A 25,639-nucleotide genomic window follows, 5' to 3' on the forward strand; every position below is an offset into this window, starting at 1 on the left:
CATGGACACCACCTACAACGCCCTGTTCCTGTGCACGGGCAACTCCGCGCGCAGCCAGATGGCCGAAGTGCTGTTGAACGCGATGGGCCAAGGGCACTTCCGCGCCTACAGCGCGGGAAGCCATCCGTCGGGCGAAGTACATCCGCTCGCGCTGCAAACCATCCGCGACTTCGGCCTCGGCGCCGAGACACTACGCAGCAAGAGCTGGAACGAGTTCGCCGGCCCAGCCGCGCCGACAATGGATTTCGTCATCACCGTCTGCGACAAGGCCGCCGGCGAATCCTGCCCGGTGTGGCCAGGCCATCCGGCGATGGCGCACTGGGGTGTGCCCGACCCCGCCGCGTCGGGCGATCCGCATGCGTTCCGCGATGCGTGGCTGACGCTGCGACGTCGCATCGAACTCATGCTCGCCCTCCCCCTGCACACGCTGGACAAGATGGCCCGCGAGCAGCGCCTTAATGCCATCGCCGACGAAGGGTCGACCTCGTGAAGCGCGTCCTGTTCGTGTGCATCGAAAACTCCAACCGCAGCCAGATGGCGGAAGCCTTCGCACGCATGATCGGCGGCGCCGACGTCGACGCCTTGAGCGCGGGGTCGGCCCCATCCGGCGTCATCAATCCGAAGGCGATCCGCGCAATGTCGGAACTGGGGTACGACCTCACCACGCACGGCTCGAAGTCGCTCGACGAGATTTCGGGCGAGTTCGACGCGGTGGTGACGATGGGCTGCGGCGATTCCTGCCCGTGGGTGCCGGCGAAGCGACGCGAGGACTGGGCCCTGCCTGACCCCAAGCACCTCGAAGGCGATGAGTACCGCGCCGTCCGCGACGACATCCGCGAGCGCGTCCGCGCGTTGTTGGCGTCGCTGTGAACGCACTCGGTCGTCGGCTGCTCGCCGAGTTCCTGGGCACCACGCTCCTCCTCGCCACCGTCGTCGGTTCCGGGATCATGGGCGTCGCGCTGTCGCGCGGAAACGACGGCGTCGCGCTGCTCGCGAACGCAGGGGCCACGGCCGGCGCGCTGTACGTCCTGATCGTGTTGTTCGGCCCCATCTCGGGCGCGCACTTCAACCCGGCCGTGACCCTGGCGATGCGCGTCCGAGGCGAAGTCGACACGCGCACGGCCGTGGCCTACGTCGCGGTGCAGGTCATCGCTGCGGTTGTCGGCGTGGCGGTCGCGCACGCGATGTTCGACCAGGCGCTGTTGCAACCCGGCACGCATGCGCGCACCGGGGCGTCGCAGTGGTTGAGCGAAGGGGTCGCGACCTTCGGGCTCTTGCTGACCATCCTCCTCGGCGCGCGCCATCGGCCTGCCGCGCTACCGGCGCTCGTCGCCGCATGGATTTTCGCAGCGTACTGGTTCACCGCCAGCACGTCCTTCGCAAACCCCGCCGTCACGTTCGCGCGCGCGTTGACGCAGACGTTCGCCGGCATTCGCCTCGTGGACGTGCCAGCGTTCGTAGGCGCTCAACTCGCGGGCGCATTGGCCGCGATAGGTTTGGCGTCGGCGCTCATCCGACCACAGAACAACCACTAGGAATGCAAGTGGTCACCCTCTTCCCTGCTCCGCTCCATCTGTAGCGTCGAGTGCTCGATGCCGAAGCGCTCGTCCAGTGCTGCGGCCAGCCTGCGCCGCACGTCATCGAGGTCTACGGCGACGTCGGTGACGACGACGTGGCCGGTGAGAATCACCTCGCGCGAACCCATCGACCAAACATGCAGATCGTGCACCAGCGTCACCGACGGGTGCGCTTGCATCATCGTTCGCACCTCGTCGATGTCGATGTCGCTCGGCGTGCCCTGCATCAGCATGTGGCCGGCGGCGCGCAGCAACGTCCAGGTGCGCGGGAGGACCCACAGCCCGATCAGCACCGCGATGATCGGATCGACGATGGTCCAGCCCGTGGCGCGGATGATCAGCGCGCCGATCAAGACGCCGATCGACCCGAGCATGTCGCTCCACACTTCCAGGTAGGCGCCCTTCACGTTGAGGCTCGTGCCGCTGCCGGCCTTCAGCAAGCGCATCGAGATCAGGTTCACCACGAGGCCGAACGCAGCGATCACCAGCATGCCGCCCGATGCGACGTCCGGTGGGTTCCGAAATCTTCCGATAGCTTCCCAGAGGATGTAGGCCGCGACGACGAACAGCAGCCCGCCGTTGATCATCGCGCCGATGGCTTCCATCCGCGCGTAGCCGTACGTACGGCGCTCATCCGCAGGCTTCCGGCTGAGGCGGACGGCGAAGAGCGACACTGCGAGCGCGATGACATCCGTCGCCATGTGCGCCGCATCCGACAGCAACGCCAGGCTGTTGGTGATGAGACCGCCGGCGACCTCCGCGATCAGGAACGCGGTGGTGAGCCCGAAGGCCCACCACAGCGGTCGCTCATGCTGGATTTCACCCGTACCGTGATCGTGTCCAGCGCCCATGTCAGGTGCCCTCCGCCGGTGCAATGGCGACGCTTTGATCGACCGGGATGACGTACACCCACCCCGCGTCGCCGCGCCCCGTCCATCCAACGCGCCGGAACAGCTCCACCGCCTGCTCGACCCGCTCCGCTTCGCAGAACAGCTCCATCTGCACCTCGCTGACCACGAGGTCACCTAATTGCACCGAGTACTCCTGCTCGCGCGCATCCAGCGCACGAAGGAGCCCCTTCACGTCGAAGAGGCTCAAGCGCTGGAAGCCGGCGGCGCCGAGGGCGTGGATCAGGTCCGACACCCGCGAGCGGTGCACGAACGCCTTGATCAATTTCATCGTGATGCTCCGGTTGATGTGCGCGCGGTACGGCGGGCGGCTCGCGTTTCGAGCCATTCGTACAGCACGGGAAGCAGGACCAGCGTCAAGAACGTCGAGCTGAGGAGCCCGCCGACCACGACCGTTGCGAGGGGTCTCTGCGTTTCAGCGCCCACCCCCGTCGACAGCAGCATCGGCACGAGCCCCAGGATCGCCACGCTGGCCGTCATGAGCACCGGCCGCAGCCGCAGCGCGGTGCCCTGCAACACGGCGTCGCGCACTGAAAGCCCCTTGTCCCGCAGCTCATTGAGGAAGCTGACAAGCACGATGCCGTTGAGCATGGCCACGCCGAACACGGCAATGAACCCGATAGCGGAAGGGACCGACAGGTACTGGCCCGTGACGAACAAGGCGATGAGCCCACCGATGGTCGCGAAAGGCACGTTCGCCAGGATGAGCGCGGCGTACTTGATCGAGTTGAACGCCGTGTAGAGCAGGATGAAGATGAAGAAGATCGTCACCGGCACGATCAGGGCGAGCTTTGCCAATGCGCGCTGCTGATTCTCGAACGCACCGCCCCATTCGACCCAGTAGCCGGGCGGCATCTGCATCTTGGACTGGATCGCCTGGTTGGCCTCTTTTACGAAGCCATCCACGTCGCGGCCACGCACATCCATCTGGATCACGGCGTACCGTTGCAGTTGCTCCCGCCGCACGAAGGAATAGCCCTCGCCGACACTCACGTCGGCGACCTCCGACAACGGCACGATCGCACCGCTCGACGTCCGCATGGGAATGCGGCGCAGTGCTTCGACCGATGCGCGCGCGTCATCCCCGAGGCGCACGGCGATGTCGAAGCGCTTCACGCCGTCGAGCAACACGCTGACGGGCTCACCGCCCACGCCGTTGCGGACGATGGTCAGCACCTCCTCGGCATTCATGCCATGGCGCGCGAGTTCGTCGCGATCGACCGCGATGCGAATCTGCGGCTTACCGATGTTCGCTTCCAACGAGAGGTCGGCAACGCCCGGTACCTTGGCGAGCACCGACTTGATGCGCCCGCTCAAGCGGTCGAGTTCCCCGAGGTCTTCGCCGTATAACTTGAGGGCCAACGTGGCGCGCACGCCCGAGATCAGTTCCTCGACACGCATCTGGATCGGCTGCGTGTAGCCGGGCACGACGTTCGGCACCACCTTTTCCAGTGTTTCCTGCATGGCCGATTCGAGTTCCTTGATGTCGCGGCCCGCCGTCCACTCATCCTCCGGCTTGAGCGCCGTGTAAATCTCCATGTAGTTGACGTCGGCGGTTTCGCCTTTCTCCGCGCGGCCGATCATAGCGACGGTCGTGTCGACCTCGGGAAACTGCTTGAACGCATCCGAAATCGTTTTGCTCGTGCGGATCGATTCGTCTAGAGACGTCGACGGGATGCCCGTGATGCGCCACATGATCGATCCCTCCTGCAACTGCGGCATGAACTCCTTGCCCAGGAACGGGAACAACGCGAGGCTGGCGACGAGTGAGACCACCGCGCCGACAACGACCGTGCGCTTCTTCGACAGCGCCTTGTCGAGCAGCGGGTTGTAGACGCGCTTGATTCTTGCGACCAACCAGGTATCGCGTTCTTCCTTCGGCTTCAGGATCAACGACGCCAGCACCGGGATCAGCGTCAGGCTCAACACCATTGAGCCAGCCATGGCGAAGGCGATGTTGAACGCCATGGGCTTGAACATCTTCCCTTCCAGCCCTTCGAGCGAGAACAGGGGCAAGAAGACCACGATGATGATCAGGATCGCGAAGGCAATCGGGTTGGCGACTTCCTTCGCGGCCGCCAGCACCGCGGACGTTCGGTCGACCCTTTCTCCGTGCGCTTGGCGCTCGGCCATGATGCGGTAGGCGTTCTCCACCATCACCACCGCGCCGTCGACCATCATGCCGATGCCGATTGCCAGACCCGCGAGCGACATCAGGTTCGCCGACAACCCGAACTGGCCCATGCCGATGAAGGCGATGAGCATGGCGAGGGGTAGCGTCACGATCACGACGAGTGCCGAGCGTAAATCCCCGAGGAACAGGAAGAGGATCACGGCTACCAGCAGCGATCCTTCGACGAGCGCGCGAACTGCCGTGCCCACTGCCTTGTCGACGAGGTCCGTGCGCTCGTAGATGGGCTTGAGCACCATGGTCTTCGGCAATGCCGCGCGGACCACGTCAAGCTTGCCCTTGACGCCTTCGACCACCTCCTTCGCGTTCTCGCCGATGCGCGCGAGCGCCATGCCGAGCACGACCTCCTCGCCGTCGCGCGTGACCGCACCGAACCGTGGCGCGGGCGCTTCGATCACCTGCGCAACATCGCGCACATAAACGGGCACGCCATCCTCCGACTTCAGGACGATGGCGCCGATGTCATCGGCGGTCTTGAGCAGGCCGAGTCCACGCACCAGGAACTGCTCGCGCCCGACGTCCATCACGTTGCCGCCAACCTGGCCGTTGTTGGCCGGGATCGCGGACAGCACGTCGCCGAAACCGAGCCCGCGGGCGTAGAGCCTTTGCGGGTCGATGCGGATCTGGAACTCGCGCTCGCCGCCGCCCCACGAGGTGACGTCGTCGACGCCAGGGGCCGTGCGCAGGATCAGCCGCACCGTCCACTCCTGCCACGTCCGGAGGTCCATGTCGCTGACCTGGTCTTTGGTGACACCCGGCGCGCGTTCGACCGTATACCAGTAGACCTGGCCAAGCCCCGAGGCGTTGGGCCCCATCGACGGCTTGCCGTAGCCCTCGGGAAGCCGGTCGCCGATTTCCTGCAGGCGCTCGTTGACCAACTGACGGGCGAAGTAGGTGTCCATGTCGTCGTCGAAGTAGACGGCGACGTAGGACAGGCCGAACAAGCTGACCGAGCGGATTTCCTGCACCTTCGGCAACCCCGCCAGCGCCGATTCGACCGGCGTCGTCAGGAGCTGCTCGACGTCTTCGGCGGCGAGGCCGGGCGACTCGGTGTAGACATTGACCTGCGCTGGCGTTACGTCGGGGAAGGCGTCGATGGGCACGCTGCGCACCGCGGCGACGCCCAGGGCGGCGACGACCAGGAAGGCGATCACCACCAGCAATTTGTAGCGAAGCGAGATCTCAACGAGGCGATTCAACATGGCGCGCCTCCCACCAAGGAAGAAGACTGGTCAGTCACCATGACCTTCTCCCAGTTGCGACTTGAGGAGCTGCGACTTGACCTCGAAGGCACCGGCGACGACGACCTGGTCGCCCGCTTTCAGACCCTCTTCGATCACGGTGTGATCCCCTACGACTTCACCGACACGAACGGGCACGGGTTCGATCGCGCCGGCCGCGTTGCGGCGGAAGGCGACCGTGTCACCACCCATCTGCACGAGCGCGTCGGTCGGCAAGGACAGCGTTTGGCGCCCGACTTCGGCGGATTGGAGGTAGACGTCGACGAAGTCGCCGCCATGCAGGAGGTCGTCGCGGTTGGGCACTTCGATGCGAATCACCGCGTTGCGCGTGGCTTCGGAGGTGCGATGCGCGGCCCGCAGAACCTTGCCTTCGATGCGTTTACCGTCGACCACGACGATCACGGGGCTGCCGCTGGCAACGCGCGCCACAGTGCCGGACGGCAACTTGGCGTCGACCCAGACGATGGATTCATCGACGAGGCGATACAGGGTGCGACCGGGCTCGATCCGCTCACCGACCACGAAGTCGTCCTCGGTGATGCGACCGGCGTGCGGTGCGGTCAAGGTAAATCGCCCATTGACGCCGCCCGGCGCGGTGCCGGGCAGGCCGTATGCCTGTGCCTTCGCGCGCGCACGGTCGACCGCAACCTTCGCTTCAGTGATCCGGCGACCGGCGACCGCCTCGCGGCCAAGCGCCTCCACGCGCCGCCACTCCTGCTCGGCGATACGCAGTTCCGCCTGCGCGTCGGAGACCTCGATGCTCGTCAGCGTCACGAGCGGCGTGCCGGCACGCACTTCGTCGCCCAGCTTGGCGTGGCGCCGCACGACGAGCGATTGCACCTGGGGCGTGATCAGGGTCGTGCCGTAAGCGTCGTCGAGGACCTCTCCGGGAGCGCGGAGCTGTTCGCCACCGCTCGCGGGCACCAGGTGTTGAAGGCGAATACCCGCGGCGCGCAGCGCGGCGGCGTCCATGCGAAGCACATTGGCCTCTTGTCCTTCGGCTTCTTCTTCGTGTGCGTCCGTTGCTTCTTTTTGCGTGCAGGCGGACGTCGCGATCGCCAAGGCAGCGGCGACCAGCAGGCTCAGGGGTCGGATCGATTCCATCGAATGCGTTCTCATGGGGTGCCTTCCAGTCCGGCCCAGCGTTCGAGCTGGCCGGTGGCGGCGAGGTAATCGGCATAGGCGCGCCAGACTCGGGCTTGCAGCTCCGCGCGCGCCAGTTCGGTGTCGAGGGTCTGCTTGAGCTGCAACAGGTAGTCGGCGGTGGAGAGCTCACCTTCGCGCCACAGGCGTTCCAGGAGATTTTCCCGACGCGTGACATCGGTGCCGCGGCTCTCCTTCCAACGCGACCACGCCGCGCGCGTCGTGCCGTAGCTGTCGATCGCGCGCCTGCGCTCGGCGGCGACTTCGAGTGCGATGCGATCGACTTCCGCGCGCGCCACGGCGGCGTCAGCCTCCGCGGCGACGACTTCGGCGCGATAGGTGTTGCGGATGTTCAGCGGCACGGTCAACGTCACGCCAACGACGTTGTCGCGGGCCAGGTCGTCGTACTCGACGCGACCACCCCGAACGCCAACGGTGGGATCGGCAATGCGTGCCTTGCGAGCGACAGCGATGTCGCGCTCGGCCCCGGCTGCGGCTGCCCGCGCGATTTCGACTTCGGGCGCGTCGTCGGCGCCTTCACCGCGGGCCGGCAAGGGAAGGACCACGTCCGGCAGGTTCGCCAATGCGGTATCGCCACCGACGCTTCGGAACCGTGCCTCGGCCTGCGCCTGCTCGGCAAGCAGCGTGGCCTGTTCGGCCTCGGCTTCGTCGCGTGCAAGGAGCGCGAGATCGCGTTCAAGCCCGGATATGTCGTCTGCCGCGAACTGCTTCCGGGCGAGGTCCGCGAAGCGCGCGAGGAGCGCCACGCGGCGTTCGCCGGTCTTAGTACGCTCCGTGGCCATGCGCCAATCGCTCATGGCTGCGAACCAGCTCCGAACGAAATCGCGCCGTTGCAGGTGGACACGCGCGATCGTTTCATCGACGCGCGCTGTAGCGGAAGACTCCCGAGCGCGCCGCTTGCCAGCCAGGTCGAGTGTCAGGTTGATGCCGGCGGTGGCGGTCTTGTCCGTGCCTTCGTCGTCGTAGTCGAAGGTGAGCTCGGGGTTGTAAAGCGGACGACCAGCCGCGTCCCGACGCGCGCGCGCGCCAGCAAGTTGCGATTCGGTGGACTGGTAGGTCGGATGTTGTCGCCACGCGGATTGGATCGCGTCGCGGATCGGCGCCGGGGCCCGCGGAGCAGGCTCCTGCGCGTACGCGGCGAACAGCAGGCCCGATGCCATGACGGCAACGAGCAACCGCACGACAGACCGTCGTCGCGGCATGCGAACAAAGTGCATTGGGAAACCCTCAGGATCGACAGGACCTCGGCAGGGCCGAGGGACCGGAGACGTCGTCGATCAGGCGATGGGTGGCCGGAGGGTCAAGGGCAACGGGGCCGAAGCATGTTCGTCGAAGCGATCGCCGAGCACGCTGGTGTTGGCGATGGCGGCTGGCGTCGCGATCGCCATGAGCACCGCCGCCGCGTGGTGGCAGTTGCAGTGCGTGCAGCTCGCGTGCATGGCTACGCCGTCGGCGCCCGCAGCGTCAGCAGGCTTATCCACCAACGCCTTGCCGGGCGTCCCCATGCCGAGATCGGCCAGCTCGTGCTGCACGCACGCCGAGGCCGAACCGATGCGCAGCAGGAGCAACAGCAGCACGAGGATCGCCAGCGCGCGGGAGTGCCGCATGCTAGTGATCAGGCTGGCGGTAGCTGAGGGTGCGGGCATGGCCGTGAACGATACAGGCCGGGACCAACGTTATGTAATTTCAACGGGTCCGTGAGATGGGTACACGTGGAACACTGGTCCGTTCGCCAGTTGACGCTTGGTGGCCCGCCCGCAGCTCCGAGCCTGGGTCGTCGCTTCGGTTAAGGTTGCGCGCATTGGACGCATTTCGCTGTCAGTTGGAGGGGACCAGTGCGAAAACCCGTAGATCCGGAGGATGTCAAGAAGGCGATCGAGGCGACCGGATACCCCTTGGAGCACATGGTCACCGAGCGCTTTCGCGCAAACGGTTGGAGCGTAATTAGCAACCGATACTACGTCGACGACACCGACGGCAAAGCTCGCGAACTCGACCTCATCGCTTACAGAGTGTTCGAAGTTCAAGGTTACGAATTTGTAACCACCGTTCTGGCGAGCTGCAAGAAGGAGCGCACGACAACCTGGGCCTTCCTGTCGCGCGACAAGCGGGGACAGGACCCGAACATCGAGTGGCAGCCGGTTCACTACTGGACTGACATCGAGCCCCTTCGAACGTTCCTGAGCTCCAGCGACTGGCGAAGCAATTACCTTGAGTCAAATCGCCAAGCGAAGGCCGTGACGTTCAACATCACGCGGGACGTTTTTGCGTTTCAGGTGATTGCGCCGCCTGGTCCCCGTCAGGGCGGAAGCCCCGAAGGTACGAGGAAAGAGGCTGCCAGCCGAAACGACTCTCCGATCTTTAATTCAATATCTGGCCTAATGAAGGCGCTCGATTACGAAATTGAAGCGATCCCTGATCGAGCTGCTCAGCGTGCCTTCGCAGGGAAACGAATCTACCTGTTCCGACTCGCTGTCATTGTTGATGCGCCAATGGTTGACGTGCAGCATTCTGAAAAGACACCGAATGTTGTGGAGATTGACCAATTGCTGCTGCTCACGCGCTACATGGTCCGCAAGCGTCATTTGGACGCGCAGGTACATTTCGTTGGCGCCGACAAGGTTGATTGGTTCATCGGTGAGATGGAGTCTCTTGCCACGTACAACAGCGAGCATTTGCATTTGCTTCTGAATGAGTCGTACACATCCATCGCGAGCAATCGTGCCGTTCAAAATTACTTCGCAACGGTCCTGAGGAAAAGACTCATACATGCATTCAACTATCGCCTTTCGTCGGAGGGCTTGAAGGAAGGGGTCAGTGAACTTTTCGTAATGCCAGATGAGTCGGGTGGAATCATCCTCGAAGTCGACGTCGACGATGACACCGCGGATTTCTTGAACAGCGACAGCCGCACCAGGCTGTTGGTGGAAGCTGCTCTGAAGCAAGAGGCGAGGTTTACCGGGTCATTTCAAATCCGGCCAGACCTCCCGTTCTAGCCATCCACCCTTATCCGGCCGGGAACCCGCTGCACACACCCCCAACTTTTTGTGGTTTGTGTATACCGTCGCGCATATCGAAATTCGCCCGCCCGCAGTGGCGGCCCGAATCTTGCGCAGTTTCGGAGCAATTCAATTCCCCCCACCTCCACCATTGAAGGAAAAGGCCCGCGAAAGCGGGCCTTTTCTTTTTTGGGTCACTTCGCGCTCCCCTCCCGGTGCGGCCCCACGTGCACATGCGTGCTCGCATCGCTGGTTTCGCCACCATCGTCGGTCACGCGCACGGTCACGATGCGGTGTTCCGTTTCCGGCACCTGCACGGTCACTTCGAACGGCGGCGCCTGGCGCGATCCCACCGGCACGAACTTCGCTTCGAACAGATCGCTGTCGGCCATGAAGAATTCGACGTTGCGGATCCTGCCGTCCGCATCCGTGGCATCGGCCGTCAGGATCACCGTGCCCGGCGCGTCGCCGGCGCGGGCCTGCAGCGTCACGACCGGCGGCAGGTCGTCGACGCCGACGACCAGGCGGTCTTCCGCGGTCGTGCGGCCTTCGCTGTCTTCGGCGACGGCGCGCAGGCGTTGCGGGCCCCTGGTCGGCGTCCAGGCGAAAGTCGTGGGGGCCGTCGTCGGTTGCACGGGCTTGTCGTCGGCGAACAACGTGACCTTGCGGAGTTCGCCGTTCGGATCGATGGCATCGACATGCAGTTGAATCGATTGCCCCGCGCGCACGAGCGCGTCATCGAGCGCGATGCGCACGCTCGGCGGTTCGGTCGCGTCCACGCGATTGCCGACCAGCGCGGCATCGAACACCAGGTCGTCCTGCGCGTTGTCCTCGTATTGATGCACTTCCACCGCGAGCACGTTCGTCCCGGCGCGCAGCAACTCCGGCGATAGCCGCACCGGGAAATACGCGAGTTCCGCCGCCCCCGACACCGGCTTCAGCACTTGCTTGTCGAAGTTCGTGCGATGCACTTCGCGTCCGTTGAGGTACACGACCGCGCCGTCATCGACGCGCAGGCGCAAGGTGAGGTCGCGCACCAGCTGCGGATCCTGCACGTCGAAGCGCTTGCGGAAATACGCCACCTTCGTGCCCGGCGCCACGCCGGCCATGGCTTCGAGTTTCGGCGCGAAGCCCAGCGGCGCCGGGGCTTCGGGCCAGGCGGCATCGTCGAAGTTGGTCGAGGTCCAGCCCGGCGGCGCCTGATCGGAGGGTGAAACGCGCCATTCACTGCGCGGCTTCACGAGATTCACCTGCGCGACGTCGAGCTGGAAGCGCACACCCCCGACATCCTCGCCCTTGCCGCTGCGTTGCACGACGTCGAACACCAAGGGCTCGCGCATCGGCTTCGCATCGCGCCGCAACTGCAACACGAGGCGCAACGGGAATCGCTCACCGGGCTTCAACGCGATCCCGTCCAACGCATCCTCGAATCCCTTCAACCGCACGAACACCGTGTCCGCCGGCACGCCCTGCATCGCCTGCGCCGGCTTCACCTGTTCGCGGCCCTGCCCCGCGATCCGGCGGTACAACGCCGACGGCATCCCCACGTCGATCGTTTCGACAGACTGCCCGAGTTGCGCGAACCGCTGCGCCCCTTCGCGGAACTGCAGCGACGCCGTCATCGGCGCCTGCGTGTCGTTCTCCACCATCATCGCCATCGCCGCCATCGTGCCGCTGAAGTCGTCGACGACCTGGAGGTTGCGCCACGCCAGGTTGTTGCCGTTGCGCACGTTGGTGGTGATGTTGGTGCCTTCGGTGGTCGTCACCGGCGTCACGCGCGCCAGCAGGCCGAACTGCGTGTCGCCGAGGCACGCGTAGTCGGCGGGATTCGGCGGATACCACGGGATTTCGAGGATGACCGCCTGCCCCGCCGGCACGACGGGAATCGTGAGCGGCGCGCTGTCGTAGATCGGCGGCGACAGCACCGAGCGATCGAAGCTGGTCTTCGTCACGATGAAGCCGCCGCCCGTCGTCCACGGATCGATCGGCGAGCCGGTCGGCACCGCGCCATTCCACGGACGCAGGCCGTTGACGATGACCGCGCTGGTCGACGAGGTGCCGTACGCCGTGCCGGCTTCGATGCGCGCGGTGTTCGCGCGCTGCCAGCGCGACCACAACTGGTCGACCTTGCCGTGCAGCAGGAAGAAGAACGGATCGCGCGTGGCGGAGGCAACGACCGACATCGAACCGCCGGTGCCACCGATGTACCCGTGGTTCGCATCGTGGTTGGGCGTGGTCTCGATCTGCACGCTGAAGTTTTCCGCGGCGTCGCTGCCGCGGTAGTTGGCCCACCCCATGTGCGTGGTATCCGACGCCGAGCCGGGCACGCCGGTGCGCAGGTTGCGCACGACGCTCGCGCCTTCCGACGCGATGGGTTCCAGCGCGGGCGACAACGGTGCGCCCATGCTCGTCCCGCCCGTGCCGCGGCCGGAGTTGCCCATGAACCCCGACGTGTAGAGATTCGTGCCGTTGGTGCTGTTGGTCGGATCCGTCGTCCATTGCCAGTACATCAGCTTGACGCGCGGGTCGGCCTGCTGCAGCAACAGTTCGAGGCGGTTGAGGAATTCGCGGTGCCACGGCAGGAACGCGGGGTTGTGGTGTTCCGGCGCGCGCACGTGGATCTGTTGTTGCTTCGTCCAGTAGTCGTAGCCGGTGAGCAATGCGAATTCCGGCGTCGTGGCCATCGTGATGTACGCATCGCGCAGGCGCTGGCGTTGCGTCGCGGTGGCCGTCGCTGCGTTGACGCGCGGCTTGGTGATCTCCGCGCCCGTGAGGCGACTGGCGCCGCACACGGTCGGAAACGCATCCATCCAGCCGGACGACCACGTCGGGCCGGCCGCGCCTTTCGACCAGTACACGTGCAGATGTTCGGTGCCGGCCGACGCCGACGATCCGCGATTGCGCACGCGCACGTACACGTAATTCGGCAGGCCGTAGCGCGGATTGCGGTATTCGGGATTCTGGTGCGCCGCGGGCGTCCAGGGCGGCGACGCGGGATTGAACGCCGTCGGGCGCCAGTTGGGATCCGGGCTGTTGCGCACCCATATGTCTTCCGACACCCACATCGGCCCCGCATCGGGATTGGGCTGCACACCGGTGTCCGCCGGCGTGTCGCGGATGTACAGGTCTGCCTGGGCGAAGGCCGTGTTCGCGATGCACCACGCGAACGCGACCACGACGAGTTGCCGCACCTTCAAGCGCTTGCGCATGACACCCTCCTTGCGCCCCTGCCATCAGGTAGGACGCAAGGCATCCACCGAATGGGTCATGCCGGCCGGTCACCGGGTGACCGGGATTCACGCAATGCGCGACAGCCGCGCCAGCACGCCCCAGGTGTAGGCCAGCGCGTAGCCGAGGAACACGCCGGCGATCCCGGTCCACGCGCCCGCGTCGAGCCATCCGGCAAAAGCGCCAGACGCGTCGCCCGACAAATGCCGCCACGCCATCCACAACCCGGCGAACACGCGCGCCGCCACGATCGCCGTGAGCCCCAGCACGACCCAGCGATTGGGCGTGTAGGTCCAGCCTTTTGCATCGCGCTCGAAGCGCGTCAGCGACACGCCGAGCACGCCGACCCCCGCGCCGAACAGCAAACCCCAGCCCGCATCTCGCAGCGCGTCCGCCATCCAGTGCGTCGCAGCCCACGACGACACCACGAAGATCGGCAACGACACCGCAAGCAACCACGCATTGCCGCGCAGGAACCACCCCTGCGCACGCCGCCGCGCGCGCCCGGACGAATACCGCGCCCACAGCGACACCGGCAGCAGCACGAGCCAGGCCGCGAACAGGACGAGCACGATCAACGGGAGCAGCAACAAGGGCATGCGACCGACCCTACCGAACTCCCGCGCCACGCAATGCGAAAGGCCGGAAGCGCACGCTCCCGGCCTTGGTTCGTCACCCGCGAAGCACGTTTACTTCCCGGCGTTCACACCCTTGTCGACCACCAGCTTCACGACCACCTTGCGCGCACTGGCATTGCTGCCCGTGCCGGCGTCGGACGCCACGCCCATGCCGTCGCCGGCCTGCACGCGACCGGGCGAAACGCCGGCCTTCTGCTGCAGGAAATTGGTGACGGCCGCGGCGCGCTTGGTGCTGAGGACCTGGTTGGCGGCGGCGTCGCCGGTGGAATCGGTGAAGCCCTGCACCACCATCCGGTAATCCTTCAGCTCCTTGGTCTTCGCGGCGAGCGCCATCAGGTCGGACTTGCCCTGCGAGGAAATCGCGGTGCTGCCCGAGGCGAAATGCACCTCTGCCGTGGCGAGCGCTTCATACGTGCCGAAGTCGTTCATGCGCGCGGCGTTCGCTTCCATGCCTGCATGGGTCGGCGCCACGCCGGCCTGCACCTGCTGCGCGGTGCGGAAGTCTTCCGAGCCGAACGAAATCGCCGTGGCGTTGAAGCCGTCGCCCTGCGCGACCACGTCGGCCACGATCGGCAGGCCCGCCATCAGGGCGCCTTTCTCGACCGTTTCGTAACGCACGGCCGCCAGGCCCTTCTTCTTCTTGATCTTCGTGTCGGGCGAGACGTGGATCTTGCGCTCGACGTTGTTGCTGTCCTTGACCGTGATCATGTCGCCGTTGACCGCGGTGATCAGGCCCTTGATCGTGCTCGGATCGCCGTCGGCCGCGAGGGCGGGCAGCGCAACGAGGAGACCCATCAGTGCGGACGACAGGGCGAGCTGTTTCAGACCTTTCATGGAAATCATGGACGTCTCCTGACTGCAGATGATCCCCGCGAGTGGGAACGCCCATTGCATGCGAAGGCGGCCACGGGGTGGGTCAACATCCTGAAGCGTTGCCGGCGCCACCGCGCCCGTATTTCTACGCGTGGCGGACCAGTACTTTTTCGCCGCGGGGCATACTCCGTCCGATGCTCGACATCGACCTCCCCGTGATCCAGGCCCCGATGGCCGGCGTGCAGGGCGCCGACCTGGCCATCGCCGTCTCCGGTGCCGGCGGGCTGGGCTCCCTGCCCTGCGCGATGCTCGATGCCGCGCAGTTGCGCGCCGCGCTGGAACGCATCGCCGCGGCCACGCCGCGACCGGTGAACCTCAACTTCTTCTGCCACGCGATGCCGACGCCCGATGCGTCGCGTGAAGCGCGCTGGCGTGAAGCCTTGCAGCCGTATTACGACGAACTCGGCCTGGCGTTCCCCGATGCGAACGACGCGGGTGCGCGACGACCGATCGATGCCGCGGTCGTCGATGTGATCGCCGGATTCCGGCCGAAGGTCGTCAGCTTCCACTTCGGGCTGCCCGCGCCGGATTTGCTGCAACGGATCAAGGGCTGGGGCGCGTTCGTGCTCGGCTCCGCGACGACCATCGAGGAAGGCCGATGGCTCGCGGCGCACGGCGCCGATGCGGTGATCGCGCAAGGGCTGGAAGCCGGCGGGCATCGCGGGCATTTCCTGTCGGACGATCTGTCGTTGCAGTTGCCCTTGCGCGACTTGCTGGCCGGCCTGGCGCACGCGATCGACGTGCCATTGATTGCCGCGGGTGGCATCGGCAGCCACGCCGACGTGCGTGCGGCGTTACGGGCCGGCGCGAGCGCCGTGCAGGTCGGGACGTCCTACTTGCTATGTCCGGAAGCCACGACCTCGCCGGTGCATCGCACCGCCATCGCGCGCGCGTCCGTGCCGGACACCGCGCTCACCAATCTCTTCAGTGGCCGGCCGGCGCGCGGGATCTCCAATCGCCTGATGCGCGACCTCGGACCGCTCTCCGATTTGCCGCCCGCGTTCCCGCTCGCCGCCGAGGCGATCGCACCGCTGCGGTCGCACGCCGAACGTATCGGCCGCGACGATTTCTCGCCGCTCTGGTCGGGCACCAACACCGCGGGGTGCAGCACGCAAGGCGCCGCGGAGATCACGCGCACGCTCGCCGGCGCTTGAAGCTCAGCCGTTCGGCAGGTTCAGCGTGAACGTCGTCTTCCCGTCCGACGAGTCGGCGCGGATGGTGCCCGCGTGCGCCAGCGCGATCTGGTTGACGATGAACAGACCGAGGCCGAGGCTGGCGCGCTCGTGTTCCTGTTCGCCGCCCAGCACGCCGCCGCGGCGCAGCGGTTCGAACATCAGGTCCAGCATCTCGCGCGAGATCGGCTCGCCTGCGTTGCCGACCTTCAGTTCGACGCCCGCGTCGGCCTGGCGCAACGTGACCTGGATGTCGCCGCCGCGGTTGCCGTACTTCAAGGCATTCACCACCAGGTTGGCGAGCGCTTCGCGCACGCGCGTGGCATCGAACATCCCGGACACCGGCCCTTCCGCGCGGAATTCGATGCGCACCTGCGGCATCGTGCCCTGCAGCAGGTCCACTTCGTCCCGGCACACCTGCACCAGGTCGACCTGTGCCTTGTCGATCTCGAACCCGACGCCCAGCTTCGCGCGGTTGTAGACCAGCAGCTTGTCCAGCAACGCGCGCATGCGCTCGCCGCTGCGGATCAAACGCTGCGCGGCCTCGGCCATCGGTGCATCCACCGCGGTGCGCGCGATCAGTTCGGAGGTCATCACGATGGCGCTCAACGGGCTGCGCAGGTCGTGGCCCAGCACGCCGAGGAAGATGTTGCGCCAGCGTTCCACTTCGTCCGCGTAGTGGCTCACCGATTCGGCGATGGCTTCGTCGATCGCTTCGTTGAAACGCGTCACCTCGTCCGCGCTGACGGCCGCGGCCTCGGGGGCGTCGGCCCACAGGCGTAGCACGGACGCGCGCAATGCGCGGTATTCGGACACCAGGTGCGACACGCTGAAGCCGCTGTGCGCGCGGAACAACGCGTGGGTGCCGGCGGCGGTGCGCGGCGTCCCGACGGGGGCGAGCGCGCGGCCCTCGGATTTCTCGATTTCTTCCTCGCGCGTTTGCGGGCGGCGCAGGTCCGCGACGATGGCCGCGACGATGTCCGGGAGGTGGTCGCGCAAGGCGGCGTCATCGAGCGGCGCGCCCACGTCCACCGTCTTCGCGAACACCATCGCGTGGGAAATGATCGTCTCGCTGTGGTGCTCGATGAAATCCGCCAGACCGGTGCCCATGCGCTTTGCCGATCCAGGAGGTTGGACGCGCATCGTAGGGCCAAACCCGCGTGGCCGCCCGACCGGGCGTCCGCCGACGGGCGGCCACGTCCGGAACGCCCCGGCCAACGCGTTAGCTTCGGAACCATGGCCGACCTCGCCCGCGAAACCGCCGCCGTCCTGCGCGCCCTGCACGAGCGCGACGACAACACGTCCGCGCACTGCGACCGCACCTGCGCGCTGTCCGTGGAAACGGGGCGCGCGCTCGGGCTGTCCGCCGAGGAACTGGGCGTCCTGCACTGGGCCGGGCAGCTCCACGACATCGGCAAGCTCGGCATTCCCGATCGCGTGCTGTTCAAGCCGGCGCGCTACGACGCCGACGACATCGCGGTGATGCGCACGCATCCGCGCCGCGGCCACGACATCCTGTCGGCGATCCCGGATCCGCGCGTGGCCGCCATCGCCACCGTCGTGCTGCACCACCACGAAGCCATCGATGGCAGCGGCTATCCGGATGGCTTGCGCGGCGACGACATCCCGGTGCTCGCGCGCATCCTCTGCATCGTCGATGCCTACGACGCCATCGCCACCGTGCGGCCGTATCACGCGCCCAAGCGGCACGACGAGGTGATGCGCATGCTCAACGTCGAGCAGGGACGCAAGTTCGATCCGCATTTGCTGGGGCGCTTCGACAAGACCGTCGCATCGAGTGCATACAAGGCCGTCGGCTAGGCCCCGCGATGACCACGGAGGCGCTGCGCGACCACGGCCTGGCCGAACTGGCGGCGGCCATCGACCACCTCGGTCGACACGGCAGCCACGTGCACACCGGCATCCACCAGGCACGCAAGGCGATCCGCCGCACGCGCGCCCTGCTCGCACTCGTGGCCGCGGACGTCGGCCCGGGCGCGAAGCTGATCGATCGTGAATTGCGGCGCGCGAACCGGCGCCTGTCGCCGTTGCGGGATGCGCATGCACTCGTCGAGACGCTCGATCGCTTGCGCACGAAGGCGCGCGACGAACCGACGCGCACGGCGCTCGCGCACGCGCGCGGCATCGCGCTGCGACGGCGGGCGGCCATGGCGCATGGACCCGGGTTCGCGCAGGCCCTGCAGCACGAACGCGCGATCCTGGTGACGCTGCGCGCGGGGCTGTCCGGCCTGGCGTGGGACAACGTCGCAACGTCGACCGTGGTCGATGCGCTGGCGGCGTCGGCACGCAAGGCCGACGCGGCACGCGACCGCGCCTGTGCGCACGACGACGACCAGGACTGGCATCGCTGGCGCCGGCGCATGCGACGGCTTTCGCAGCAGCATCGCGTCGCCCTCGCGGCGGCCTTGCCCCTTTCCGACGCAGGCTTCGACAAACACGTCACCGAGCAACTCGGCGTGTTGCAGGACCTGAGCCTGCTCGTCGCGCATTGCGGCAAGGACTCGCCGTTCGGCGAATCCCGCGCCGCGCTGCGACGCTTTGCCGAACGGGCCCTCGCGCGGCAGCGCAAGCGCATCCGCTCGGTGGTCGCCCCCGTCAGTAGCGTTCCTTGACGTAGCGATACGGATAGTCCGGCTCGACGTAATCGCCGCGCTTCTGCCGTTTCGGCAACACCACTTTGTCGCGGGGCAGTTCCTCGTACGGTATCTGGTCGAGCAGGTGCCGGATGATGTTGAGGCGCGCGCGGCGCTTGTCGTCCGTGCGTGCGACGAACCACGGCGCGTGCGGCGTGTCGGTGGCGGCGAACATGTCGTCGCGCGCCCGCGAGTAGTCGTACCAGCGCCCGTAGGACTTCAGGTCCATCGGCGTGAGCTTCCACAGCTTGCGCCCGTCGCTGGCGCGCGCTTCCAGGCGCCGCGTCTGCTCGGCTTCGCCCACTTCCAGCCAGTACTTGAGCAGGATGATGTCCGACTCGACGATCGCGCGCTCCACCAGCGGCGTGATGCGCAGGAAGCGCTGCACCTTCGCTTCCGGCGTGAAGCCCATCACCCGCTCCACGCCCGCGCGGTTGTACCAGCTGCGATCGAAGATCACGATTTCGCCGGCAGCGGGCAGGTGCTTCATGTAGCGCTGCATGTACATCTGGCTCAGCTCGCGCTCGGTCGGCGCCGGCAGGGCGACGACGCGGAACACGCGCGGGCTCACGCGGTCGGTGATGGCCTTGATCGTACCGCCCTTCCCCGCCGTGTCGCGGCCTTCGAACACGATGCAGACTTTCAGCTGCTTGGCGACCACCCACAGCTGCAGCTTCACCAACTCGGCGTGCAGCTTCTCCAGCGCCGCCTCGTAGTCCTTGCGCTTCATCTTGTCCGGCGGGGCGTCGGACGCGGTCTTCTTGTCCTCGCGTTTCATGCGCGCTTCTCGTTCTCCAGCGCCTTGTGCACGATCGCTTCGTACAGTTGCGCGATCTGCGCGCCCAGCGCGTGGACTTCCGGACTGCGCGCAACGTACTTCACCGCGGCCTGCGCATCCTCCAGCGCCTGCGACAGGAAGCCGATTTCCGAATCGGTCAGGCGTTCGCCGGCATCCACGCGCTTTTTGATATCCAGCGTGCGCGGCAGGCGGAACTTCACGAGGCGTTCGAGCAACACCTGGATGGTGGGGTCGTCGGTCTGGTCGGACATCGCGGTCCCCGGGGCGCAGGACGAGGCGCTATTCTGCTCCGCGCCACGCGCGCCCGCGACGGACCGTTCGTCCAATGCCGCGTCCCCGCTGCGCGTCCCGAAAGGATGAGCCATGCAACGCTGGCAACGCTGGGTGCCCGGGATCGACACGCTGCGCCGCTACGAGGCCGCGTGGTTGCCGAACGACATCGTCGCCGGCCTGGTGCTCACCACGATGCTGGTGCCGGTGGGCATTGCGTACGCCGTCGCGTCGGGCTTGCCGGGGATCAACGGGTTGTACGCGACCATCGTGCCGTTGCTGGCGTACGCCGTGTTCGGGCCCAGCCGCATCCTGGTGCTCGGGCCCGATTCCGCGCTGGCCGCGGTGATCCTGTCCGTCGTGCTTCCGCTCTCGGCGGGCAGTCCCGAACGCGCGGTCGCGCTCGCCGCGATGATGGCCGTCGTGTCCGGCCTGGTGTGCATCGTCATCGGCCTGCTGCGGCTGGGCTTCGTGACCGACCTGCTCTCCAAGCCCATCCGCTACGGCTACATGAACGGCATCGCGCTCACGGTGCTGATCAGCCAATTGCCGAAGTTCTTCGGCTTCTCGATCGAAGGCGCAGGCCCGCTGCGCGACATCGTGCAGGTCGTGCACGCGTTGCTCGACGGCAAGGCGAACTGGGTCGCCGCCGCCGTCGGCGCCGGCACGCTGGCGACGATCCTGGTGCTCAAGCCGTTCAAGCGCGTGCCCGGGTTGCTGATCGCCGTCGTCGCCGCCACCGTCGTGGCCGGGCTGCTCGCGCTGGGCGAACGCTTCGGCGTGAAAGTGCTGGGCCCGTTGCCGCAGGGCTTGCCGTCGTTCGCGCTGCCGCACATCGCATTCGCGGACCTGGCGCAGGTCGCGATCGGCGGTTGCGCCGTCGCGATGGTGGCCTTCGCCGATACGAGCGTGCTGTCGCGCACGTATGCCGCGAAGACGCGCACAGCCGTGGATCCGAACCAGGAAATGATCGGGCTGGGCGCGGCCAACCTCGCCGCGGGCTTGTTCCAGGGCTTCGCGATCAGCAGCAGCGCGTCGCGCACCCCGGTGGCGGAAGCCGCGGGGGCGAAGACGCAGCTCACCGGCATCGTCGGTGCGGTGAGCGTTGCGCTGCTGCTCCTGCTGGCGCCGAACCTGCTGAAGGATTTGCCGAACAGCGCGCTGGCCGCGGTCGTGATCGCCGCGGCGATCGGCTTGTTCGAGTTCGCGGACCTGCGCCGCATCTACCGCATCCAGCGCTGGGAGTTCTGGCTGTCCATCGTGTGCTTCGCGGGCGTGGCGCTGTTCGGTGCGATCCCCGGCATCGGCCTGGCGATCGCCATCGCCGTGATCGAATTCCTGTGGGACGGCTGGCGCCCGCACTACGCGGTGCTGGGGCGCGTGGACGGCATCCGCGGCTTCCACGACACCGCGCGCTATCCCGACGCGCGGCGCGTGCCGGGCCTGGTGCTGTTCCGCTGGGATGCGCCGCTGTTCTTCGCCAACGCCGAACTCTTTCGCCAGCGCGTGCTCGACGCCGTGGCCGCATCGCCGACGCCGGTGAAGCGCGTCGTCGTGACCGCCGAGCCGGTCACCAGCATCGACGTGACGTCGGCGGACATGCTGGTCGAACTCGTGCAGGCCCTGCGCGAATCCAATATCGAACTGCGCTTCGCGGAAATGAAGGACCCGGTCAAGGACAAGCTGCGCCGCTTCGAACTGTTCGACCGCTTCGGCGCAGCCAACTTCCATCCCACCGTCGGCGCGGCGGTGGATGATTACGTGGATGCGTACGCGGTGGACTGGAAGCCCTGAACCGGGCCGGTCACTTCACCCGCGACGTCGTCCCGATCTGCACGCGCACTTCCTTCGGCTTGTCGACCGTGCCGTCGGCATGCGTCACGGTGACGATGTAGATGCCGGTGGGGATGCGCGGGATGCGGTACTTGCCGTCGGCTTCCACCTTGATCTCGCGGTGGTAGCCGGTGGCCTGCCGTTCGACGCGCACGACGTCGCCGGCCTTGCCGTCGCCCATGAGGTTGCCGGAGGACTGTTGCGCCGCAGCCGGCGAAGCCAGCGCCGCGACCAGCAGCGCGATGGTGAAACGGTGCCTGTTCATGGGACACCTCCGTCTTGCTGGAACACCGCGATCCTACGCCCGCGCCGGTTACGCAAGCTTCCGATAGAACCGCACGATCAGTTCCTCGACCAGCAGCATCACGACCACCACCACGATCAGCCAGATGATGCCGTGCCAGGCGCCGGTGAAGCGCACCGTCTCGCCGAACGCCTGCGACAACGCCTCGAGGATCACGAACTTCGACCCGAACAACACCAGCCACGCGAAGAAGAAACGCAGGAAGGTGTTGAACTTGCCGGGTTTCTTCTTGAAGTACGCGCCGACCTTGTGCTCCACCCAGATCGTCGCCTTCAGCAGCACCTGCAGCAGCACGGCGGCCAGCAGCGAGATGGAGAACGAATCGACGAAGACTTTGTCCGTGAATTCGACGAACAGGTTCAACACCACCAGGTCCACCAGCGTCCCGGTGAAATACCGCAGGAACAAACGTTGTGCAGTCGACGGGGCCTCGGCCGAGGCCGGCATCAATTGGTCGCTGGCAGACATGCAGTGCTCCGGTTGGACCGCTTACCAGCGATAGACGTAACCCAGCTTCAGGCCGCTGTCGACGAAATCCACGTTGCCGAGGAAATCGGATTTCTTCGCGTCGGCGTTGATCTTGCTGACGGTGTAATCCAACGAGAAGCCCGAGCGCTCCCACGGGAACCACTCCACGCCGATGCGTCCGAACGTCACGTTGGCATCCACGTTGTCGACGTTGGCCTGGAAGTAACCGGCGTCGGCGCCGATGCGCCACTGGCCGTGGCCGCCCGGCGTCCAGCGCCATGCACCGCCGATCGTGATCGAGGGCAGGTCGGCCGAGGCGTCTTCGCGCACCGCGCCGCCGACGGTCGTGCCCGAGGCATCCACCTGCAACGCGAGCGCGGCATCCATGCGATACCAGATCATGCCCACGCGCGGGCCGAGCGCCCAGTTTTCCTTCGATGCGGCCCACCACACGTAGTACGCCTCGTACGCATCGATGCCGACGTCGGCGCTGACGATGCTGTTGGTGCGGTACGTGGTGTTCTTGAAAGTGATGTCGCGCGTGACGGTGCGCGTGGCGTCGGCATCGTTCTGGTAGTACGTGAGGCCGAATTCATGCTTCTCCCACGGCCGCCAGGTGACGCCGACGTAGCCGATGGCGGCGCTGTCGTCGAGGCCGAAGTCGCGCTTGAAATCCACGTCGGTGCCGCGCGAGGTCGTGCCGTCGGCGCGCACCTTCGTATCCCATGAGGTGATGTAACCGCCGATGCGGAAACTCACCGTATCCAGCGGCGTGATCTGCTGCGCATGCAATGGTGCGATGGCGAGCAACCCGAGCGTCAACACCGAAAGACCTGCGATCTTCATGGCGGTTCCCTTCCCCTTAGGTTGGTACTGCTCAGTCCTGCGTGGGCCGATGGTATGCCCGCTGCAAGGGCTGCGATAGGTGACCTTCGGGACACATGACCGTTCGTCGGTCACCCGCTGGATGGATGTCCTCCCACCGAAGATGCTGGCGTTGTGCATCTTGCATAGGGACATCACCGACCACCGTAATTCGCGGTCAGGAACGCGCGGTTATGGGTCAAAACCAGTTACCCGGTCGCGTCACCGATCCGCCCGGCCCCGGGTTGCGCGCCGGGATTTCGCACGTCTGGGGATTGCTGCACCGCATGGGCCAATCGCCCCGGCGTCGCGCATTCAGCAGCGATGCCTCGCTGCTCGCGCATGCCACGCCCGACGACGTCCGCGCCCTGCTCGATGCCGCGCCGACGGGCATGCTGCTGATCGACGCGAACGGCTACATCGCCGTGGCGAACGCGACCGCAGCGCACATGCTGGGCGACCCGCCGCAAGGCCTGCACGGGATCCACGTGCACGACGCATTGCCGGGTTGCGGGCACGATGGCGAGCAGACCGCGGTGCAACCCGACGGCCGGCTCACGCCCATCGGCGTCGAAGCCCGCTCCGTGCGACTGGCGGGTCGCGATGTCCTGCTGCTGGTGCTGGCCGACGTCGCTGAATGGCGGCGCCGGGAACACGAAGCGGCGCGCCAGCGCGACGAGATCGCACACCTCTCGCGCGTGGCGATGCTGGGCGAACTCTCCGGCGCCCTCGCCCACGAACTCAACCAGCCGCTCGCGACCATCCTGACCAACGCGCAGGCCGCGCAGCGCCTGTTGCGGGCGCGTGGCGCGGAGGCCTCGCAACGGGTGCTCGACGAAATCCTGGCCGACATCGTGGCCGAAGGCCGGCGCGCGGGCGAAGTGATCCACCGGTTGCGCCAGTGGCTGCGCAAGGAACACGCCGACCACGTGCCGCTGGTCGTCAACGAGGTCGTGATCGATGCGCTGCACCTGGTGCGCAACGACCTGCTGCACCGCGGCGTGGACGTGCAGCTCGAACTCGCCGGCCACCTGCCGGCGATCGATGGCGACCGCATCCTGCTGCAGCAGGTCCTCCTCAACTTCGTCATCAACGGGTGCGACGCCATGGAAGACACCGAAGGCCCGCACCTGCTGCGCGTGCGATCGCGTGCCAGCGAGGATGGCAGCGTGCGCGTGGACGTGATCGACCACGGCCACGGCATCGACCCGGCGATCCTGCCGGTGATGTTCGAACCGTTCGAGACCACCAAGCCAGGCGGCATGGGCATGGGCCTGGCGGTCTGCCGCAACATCATCGAATCCCACGGCGGGCGCGTGTCCGCGCGCGTGGTGCCCGAAGGCGGCGCGTGCGTCGGCTTCGAACTGCCGGCGCGCGTGCAATGAGCGCGATGACGCCCGTCGTGCACCTGGTCGACAACGACCCGCGCATCCTGCGATCGCTGGCGCGCCTGTTCGAGATCGAGGGCATCGCCACCACTTCGAGTACCTCGGCGAAGGAATTCCTGGCGCATTACGACGCCGACGTGCCGGGCTGCCTCGTGCTGGACCTGGCGATGCCGGGCGAAAGCGGCCTGGAATTGCAGGAGGCCCTGCATCGCAGCGCCGTGCCGGTGCCGGTGGTGTTCCTCTCCGGCTGCGGCGACGTGCCCTCGAGCGTGAATGCGATGAAACACGGCGCGGTGGACTTCCTGACCAAGCCCGTCGATGCCGATGCCCTGCTCGGCGCCGTGCAACGCGCGATCGAGCAGGACCTCGCGCAACGCGCGCGTGCCGCCGACGACGCCCGCGTGCGTGCCGCGCTGGACCGGCTGACGCCGCGCGAGCACGAGATCCTGCCGTGGCTGGTGTCGGGCAAGCTCAACAAGCAGATCGCCGCGGAGCTGGGCGTGGTCGAGAAGACCGTGAAGGTGCATCGCATGCACGTGATGGAAAAGCTGGGCCTGCACAGCCTGGCCGACCTGGTGCGCCTCGTCGAACGCCAGCGCATCGCGCCAGCGCCCGTTGGGCCAACGCCCAATTGAACGCGGCGCTGCGCGGGCCTAGCGTCCGCGCCATGCAGTCGCGCGCGCCCGTCATCGCGATCGTCGACGACGAACCCGGCGTTCGCCGAGCGTTGGAGCGGCTGCTCGGCCTGTCGGGATTCGAATCCCGCCTCTTCGCGAGTGGCAGTGATTTCATGGAACACCTCGAGGGCATCGACGGCGTGATCCTCGACCTGCACCTGCCGGGCATGTCGGGCTTCGACGTGCAGAAGGCGCTCGCGGTGCGCGAAGCGCCGATCCCCGTCGTGGTGCTCACCGGCAACGACACGCCCGCCAACCGCGCGCGCAGCCTCGCCGAAGGTGCGCGCGCGTACCTGACCAAACCCGTCGACGACGAAGAACTCTTGCAGGCGTTGCGCATGCTCGCCCCCGCGGCTTCACGTAGATGACCCGACCGTTGGCCGCCACATCA

The 25,639-nt window shown here is 66.7% G+C and carries 26 protein-coding genes; 11 read left to right on the top strand and 15 right to left on the bottom strand.

What is annotated here, in order from left to right:
• The first annotated feature begins 1 nt into the window (after nucleotide 1).
• The 3 genes from LYSHEL_RS14770 to LYSHEL_RS14780 are packed head-to-tail and all read left to right on the top strand — an operon-like array spanning nucleotide 2 to nucleotide 1,535.
• On the top strand, nucleotides 2–490 hold the full coding sequence (locus tag LYSHEL_RS14770) for an arsenate reductase ArsC (RefSeq protein ID WP_213434804.1): 489 nt from the start codon (nucleotides 2–4) through the stop codon (nucleotides 488–490).
• On the top strand, nucleotides 487–870 hold the full coding sequence (locus LYSHEL_RS14775; RefSeq protein WP_213434805.1) for an arsenate reductase ArsC: 384 nt from the start codon (nucleotides 487–489) through the stop codon (nucleotides 868–870). Before LYSHEL_RS14770 ends, LYSHEL_RS14775 begins: the two co-directional genes overlap by 4 nt.
• Nucleotides 867–1,535: an aquaporin gene (locus tag LYSHEL_RS14780; RefSeq protein ID WP_213434806.1), complete on the top strand. Its 669-nt coding sequence runs from the start codon at nucleotides 867–869 to the stop codon at nucleotides 1,533–1,535. Before LYSHEL_RS14775 ends, LYSHEL_RS14780 begins: the two co-directional genes overlap by 4 nt.
• Here LYSHEL_RS14780 and LYSHEL_RS14785 read toward each other — a convergent pair.
• The 6 genes from LYSHEL_RS14785 to LYSHEL_RS14810 all read right to left on the bottom strand — a co-directional run bounded on the left by LYSHEL_RS14785 (nucleotide 1,532) and on the right by LYSHEL_RS14810 (nucleotide 8,688).
• Nucleotides 1,532–2,428 (bottom strand): cation diffusion facilitator family transporter, encoded by an 897-nt coding sequence (locus LYSHEL_RS14785; RefSeq protein WP_213434807.1) that lies wholly within the window; start codon nucleotides 2,426–2,428, stop codon nucleotides 1,532–1,534. The two genes, LYSHEL_RS14780 and LYSHEL_RS14785, sit on opposite strands and share 4 nt — an antisense overlap.
• Nucleotide 2,429: 1 nt before the next feature.
• The gene (locus LYSHEL_RS14790; RefSeq protein WP_213434808.1) at nucleotides 2,430–2,756 is read right to left on the bottom strand and encodes a P-II family nitrogen regulator; all 327 of its coding nucleotides are present in this window, start codon (nucleotides 2,754–2,756) and stop codon (nucleotides 2,430–2,432) included.
• Nucleotides 2,753–5,878: an efflux RND transporter permease subunit gene (locus tag LYSHEL_RS14795; RefSeq protein ID WP_213434809.1), complete on the bottom strand. Its 3,126-nt coding sequence runs from the start codon at nucleotides 5,876–5,878 to the stop codon at nucleotides 2,753–2,755. The genes LYSHEL_RS14790 and LYSHEL_RS14795 overlap by 4 nt, the downstream gene beginning before the upstream one ends.
• 30 nt (nucleotides 5,879–5,908) lie before the next feature.
• Nucleotides 5,909–7,021, bottom strand: coding sequence for an efflux RND transporter periplasmic adaptor subunit (locus tag LYSHEL_RS14800; protein ID WP_213434810.1), 1,113 nt, complete (start codon nucleotides 7,019–7,021; stop codon nucleotides 5,909–5,911).
• 11 nt (nucleotides 7,022–7,032) lie between these two features.
• Nucleotides 7,033–8,262: a TolC family protein gene (locus LYSHEL_RS14805; RefSeq protein ID WP_213498461.1), complete on the bottom strand. Its 1,230-nt coding sequence runs from the start codon at nucleotides 8,260–8,262 to the stop codon at nucleotides 7,033–7,035.
• A 96-nt stretch (nucleotides 8,263–8,358) separates the two neighbouring features.
• Nucleotides 8,359–8,688 (bottom strand): hypothetical protein, encoded by a 330-nt coding sequence (locus LYSHEL_RS14810; protein ID WP_213434812.1) that lies wholly within the window; start codon nucleotides 8,686–8,688, stop codon nucleotides 8,359–8,361.
• Nucleotides 8,689–8,976: 288 nt separating this feature from the next.
• On the opposite strand from LYSHEL_RS14810, the gene LYSHEL_RS14815 reads away from it, so the two are divergent.
• Entirely contained in the window at nucleotides 8,977–10,077 is a 1,101-nt protein-coding gene (locus LYSHEL_RS14815; RefSeq protein ID WP_213434813.1) for a hypothetical protein, read from the top strand.
• Nucleotides 10,078–10,274: 197 nt separating this feature from the next.
• Here LYSHEL_RS14815 and LYSHEL_RS14820 read toward each other — a convergent pair whose 3' ends face one another.
• The 3 genes from LYSHEL_RS14820 to LYSHEL_RS14830 form a co-directional block, all read right to left on the bottom strand.
• A complete protein-coding gene (locus tag LYSHEL_RS14820; protein WP_213434814.1) occupies nucleotides 10,275–13,289 on the bottom strand; it encodes a tyrosinase family protein in 3,015 nt (1,004 codons plus the stop codon).
• An 87-nt stretch (nucleotides 13,290–13,376) separates the two neighbouring features.
• Nucleotides 13,377–13,907 carry a DUF1453 domain-containing protein gene (locus tag LYSHEL_RS14825; protein WP_213434815.1) on the bottom strand — a complete coding sequence of 177 codons (531 nt, stop codon included), beginning with the start codon at nucleotides 13,905–13,907 and terminating at the stop codon, nucleotides 13,377–13,379.
• A 90-nt stretch (nucleotides 13,908–13,997) separates the two neighbouring features.
• A complete protein-coding gene (locus LYSHEL_RS14830) occupies nucleotides 13,998–14,789 on the bottom strand; it encodes an OmpA family protein (protein ID WP_213434816.1) in 792 nt (263 codons plus the stop codon).
• 164 nt (nucleotides 14,790–14,953) lie between these two features.
• Between LYSHEL_RS14830 and LYSHEL_RS14835 the strand changes: the two genes are divergently transcribed.
• Nucleotides 14,954–15,973, top strand: a complete 1,020-nt coding sequence (locus tag LYSHEL_RS14835; RefSeq protein WP_213434817.1) for an NAD(P)H-dependent flavin oxidoreductase — start codon at nucleotides 14,954–14,956, stop codon at nucleotides 15,971–15,973.
• Between the two features lie 3 nt (nucleotides 15,974–15,976).
• On the opposite strand, the gene LYSHEL_RS14840 is transcribed toward LYSHEL_RS14835, so the two are convergent.
• On the bottom strand, nucleotides 15,977–17,101 hold the full coding sequence (locus tag LYSHEL_RS14840) for a sensor histidine kinase (RefSeq protein WP_213434818.1): 1,125 nt from the start codon (nucleotides 17,099–17,101) through the stop codon (nucleotides 15,977–15,979).
• A gap of 126 nt (nucleotides 17,102–17,227) precedes the next feature.
• Here LYSHEL_RS14840 and LYSHEL_RS14845 point away from each other — a divergent pair, with 126 nt between their 5' ends.
• Together LYSHEL_RS14845 and LYSHEL_RS14850 are read left to right on the top strand one after the other, a co-directional pair.
• On the top strand, nucleotides 17,228–17,812 hold the full coding sequence (locus LYSHEL_RS14845; protein WP_213434819.1) for an HD-GYP domain-containing protein: 585 nt from the start codon (nucleotides 17,228–17,230) through the stop codon (nucleotides 17,810–17,812).
• A gap of 8 nt (nucleotides 17,813–17,820) precedes the next feature.
• Complete coding sequence (locus LYSHEL_RS14850) at nucleotides 17,821–18,624, top strand: CHAD domain-containing protein (protein ID WP_213434820.1); 804 nt, start codon at nucleotides 17,821–17,823, stop codon at nucleotides 18,622–18,624.
• Here LYSHEL_RS14850 and ppk2 read toward each other — a convergent pair.
• Both ppk2 and LYSHEL_RS14860 read right to left on the bottom strand, forming a co-directional pair.
• Nucleotides 18,608–19,423, bottom strand: coding sequence for a polyphosphate kinase 2 (gene ppk2, locus LYSHEL_RS14855; protein ID WP_213434821.1), 816 nt, complete (start codon nucleotides 19,421–19,423; stop codon nucleotides 18,608–18,610). The two genes, LYSHEL_RS14850 and ppk2, sit on opposite strands and share 17 nt — an antisense overlap.
• Nucleotides 19,420–19,695, bottom strand: coding sequence for a hypothetical protein (locus LYSHEL_RS14860; protein ID WP_213434822.1), 276 nt, complete (start codon nucleotides 19,693–19,695; stop codon nucleotides 19,420–19,422). Before LYSHEL_RS14860 ends, ppk2 begins: the two co-directional genes overlap by 4 nt.
• A 112-nt stretch (nucleotides 19,696–19,807) precedes the next feature.
• Here LYSHEL_RS14860 and LYSHEL_RS14865 point away from each other — a divergent pair, with 112 nt between their 5' ends.
• Complete coding sequence (locus LYSHEL_RS14865) at nucleotides 19,808–21,508, top strand: SulP family inorganic anion transporter (RefSeq protein ID WP_213434823.1); 1,701 nt, start codon at nucleotides 19,808–19,810, stop codon at nucleotides 21,506–21,508.
• 10 nt (nucleotides 21,509–21,518) lie between these two features.
• On the opposite strand, the gene LYSHEL_RS14870 is transcribed toward LYSHEL_RS14865, so the two are convergent.
• From LYSHEL_RS14870 to LYSHEL_RS14880, 3 genes are read right to left on the bottom strand one after another with little or no spacing between them, the layout of a single operon-like run.
• Nucleotides 21,519–21,812 (bottom strand): carboxypeptidase-like regulatory domain-containing protein, encoded by a 294-nt coding sequence (locus tag LYSHEL_RS14870; RefSeq protein WP_213434824.1) that lies wholly within the window; start codon nucleotides 21,810–21,812, stop codon nucleotides 21,519–21,521.
• Nucleotides 21,813–21,860: 48 nt separating this feature from the next.
• A complete protein-coding gene (locus LYSHEL_RS14875; RefSeq protein WP_213434825.1) occupies nucleotides 21,861–22,319 on the bottom strand; it encodes a hypothetical protein in 459 nt (152 codons plus the stop codon).
• 21 nt (nucleotides 22,320–22,340) lie between these two features.
• On the bottom strand, nucleotides 22,341–23,165 hold the full coding sequence (locus tag LYSHEL_RS14880; protein ID WP_213434826.1) for a hypothetical protein: 825 nt from the start codon (nucleotides 23,163–23,165) through the stop codon (nucleotides 22,341–22,343).
• 305 nt (nucleotides 23,166–23,470) lie between these two features.
• On the opposite strand from LYSHEL_RS14880, the gene LYSHEL_RS14885 reads away from it, so the two are divergent.
• From LYSHEL_RS14885 to LYSHEL_RS14895, 3 genes are read left to right on the top strand one after another with little or no spacing between them, the layout of a single operon-like run.
• Nucleotides 23,471–24,568 (top strand): PAS domain-containing sensor histidine kinase, encoded by a 1,098-nt coding sequence (locus LYSHEL_RS14885; RefSeq protein ID WP_213434827.1) that lies wholly within the window; start codon nucleotides 23,471–23,473, stop codon nucleotides 24,566–24,568.
• Nucleotides 24,565–25,206, top strand: coding sequence for a response regulator transcription factor (locus LYSHEL_RS14890; RefSeq protein ID WP_213434828.1), 642 nt, complete (start codon nucleotides 24,565–24,567; stop codon nucleotides 25,204–25,206). The genes LYSHEL_RS14885 and LYSHEL_RS14890 overlap by 4 nt, the downstream gene beginning before the upstream one ends.
• A 32-nt stretch (nucleotides 25,207–25,238) precedes the next feature.
• The gene (locus LYSHEL_RS14895) at nucleotides 25,239–25,616 is read left to right on the top strand and encodes a response regulator transcription factor (protein WP_213434829.1); all 378 of its coding nucleotides are present in this window, start codon (nucleotides 25,239–25,241) and stop codon (nucleotides 25,614–25,616) included.
• Nucleotides 25,617–25,639 lie beyond the last annotated feature (23 nt).

Source organism: Lysobacter helvus (genome assembly GCF_018406645.1).
Classification (GTDB): domain Bacteria; phylum Pseudomonadota; class Gammaproteobacteria; order Xanthomonadales; family Xanthomonadaceae; genus Noviluteimonas; species Noviluteimonas caseinilytica.